Below are 1757 nucleotides of genomic sequence, written 5' to 3'. Positions count from 1 at the left end.
AGGGCCGGCGCGGGAGTGGTGCGCGGCCGGGTGATGAGCTCCTGGGGGATGCGCACCAGGGCGCCGGTGCCACCGCGGGCGGAGGGGCGGAAGGAGACCGACAGGCCGTGCTTACGGGCCAGTCGACCGACGACCGCCAGGCCCAGCCGGGTGCCGGAGAGGGTGGTGAGGTCCCGGGGGTCCGAGGAGACGGCGCGCTCGGCACGGCGCAGCGCGGTCTCGCTCATCACCAGACCGCTGTCCTCGATGGTGATGATGAGGCCGGCGGGCACCTCCTCCACGTAGACGTGGACCTCGGCGGTCGGCGGCGAGAAGTTCGCCGCGTTGTCGAGGAGTTCGGCCAGGGCGTGCATGATGCCCTCGGCGGCGTGGCCGGCGATCGCGACATCGGTGTTGGAGTGCAGCCGCACCCGCTGGTATCCGGCGATGCGGCCCATCGCGCCGCGCAGGATGCTCTCCATGACGATCGGCTTGGCCCACCGGCGTCCGGAGCGGGCACCGGTGAGGACGGCGATGCTGTCGGCGAGCCGGCCGGCCTGGGCGGTGCGGTGGTCCAGGTGCAGCAGGTCGGTGAGCACGTCGGGGTCGGCGTGCCGGTGTTCCATGGCGCGCAGGTCGGCGAGCATGCCGGTGGCCATGGCCTGCATCCGGCCGGCGGCGTTGGCGCAGGCGGACATCGCGGAGGCACGGGCGGTCTCGCTGCGGCCGATCTCCTCGGCGAAGTGGCGGAGCACGGCCCGCTGCGCGGGGCTCTCCGGCTGCTCGATGGAGGCCAGTGCGGTGTCGGCGGAGGTGCTCTCGCGCAGTCGCGTGACCAGGGCCGGCACGTGTTCCTCGGAGAGTCGGCGCTCGGCGGCCTCCAGTTCCCGGACACGTTCGCGCAGCAGTTCCGTGCGGTCGCGGAACCGGAGCGCGAGGGCGGCGGTGACGCAGAGCGCGAGGACGCCGGCCCCGGCCCCCCAGGCGAGGGGGACGCGGAAGGACTCCGGTGCCGCGTACACCCCCCACAGGCCGATGGCGGCGGTCGGAACGAGGGTCGCCAGCAGGACCAGCAGGGTGCGTCTGAGCGGAGGCTGCTCCGTCCACCGTCGCACCGGCGGTATGTGCGCTGTCATCTATCGGGTCCTTGGGGACGAGCGGGCCGCGCCCACCGGGGCGGACTCGGACCTACGTTCAAGTCGGGAACACTATAGGTGAGTTGTCGATCGCTTTGGGTCTGCATTTGTGTCGAAAGTGTCCAACTCGCGTGATACGTGTCGGTCCTGTGAGGCATGGAAATTTCGATGACGGCATGTCATGACAATCCGGTGATCACTTTCCAACCTCTCTGTTGACGCCGTTGGTTGATCCGTGAAGCAGAGGGGGCGCGACGGGCGGCCGCCGGCGGGCAGGTGGGAAACGGGGGCCGGCGGATCGACGACGGGGTGTCCGGATGCCGGACGACGCGGCGGCCCGGAATTCGCGCCGGGATATCGGGTTTCCCCTCCCGGGGTGAATTTCCCCTTTCCGGAGCGATCGACCGAAGCTTTCGGCGGCGGACCGACCGCGGCTCCCCCGGGGGTGCGGGAGGGAGGACCGCCCGGTCGGCGCCGCCGGTGGCGCGGGGAAGCGCGTCACCGGGACCGGCACGGGCCGGGGCGCCTCCTCCCGCACCGCGCCGTTCGCCGAGAACCGGTCACCCGGGTGACCGGCCCGATCGGCGGGGGCACCGGCACCCGGTGCCGGAACCGCCGACCCCGACCCCGACCCGGCCCGCG

The 1757-nt window shown here is 72.6% G+C and carries 1 protein-coding gene; it reads right to left on the bottom strand.

Annotated features, from left to right (window positions below):
* Positions 1–1115 (bottom strand): sensor histidine kinase (locus FNQ90_RS21990; protein WP_182607943.1); only part of this gene is annotated, 1115 nt, incomplete at its 3' end.
* Positions 1116–1757 lie beyond the last annotated feature (642 nt).

The organism is Streptomyces alkaliphilus, assembly GCF_014141535.1.
GTDB classification, from domain to species: Bacteria; Actinomycetota; Actinomycetes; order Streptomycetales; family Streptomycetaceae; genus Streptomyces; species Streptomyces alkaliphilus.
The sequence above is the reverse complement of the archived record's forward strand: the minus strand, read 5'-3'. Positions and strand labels throughout refer to the sequence as shown.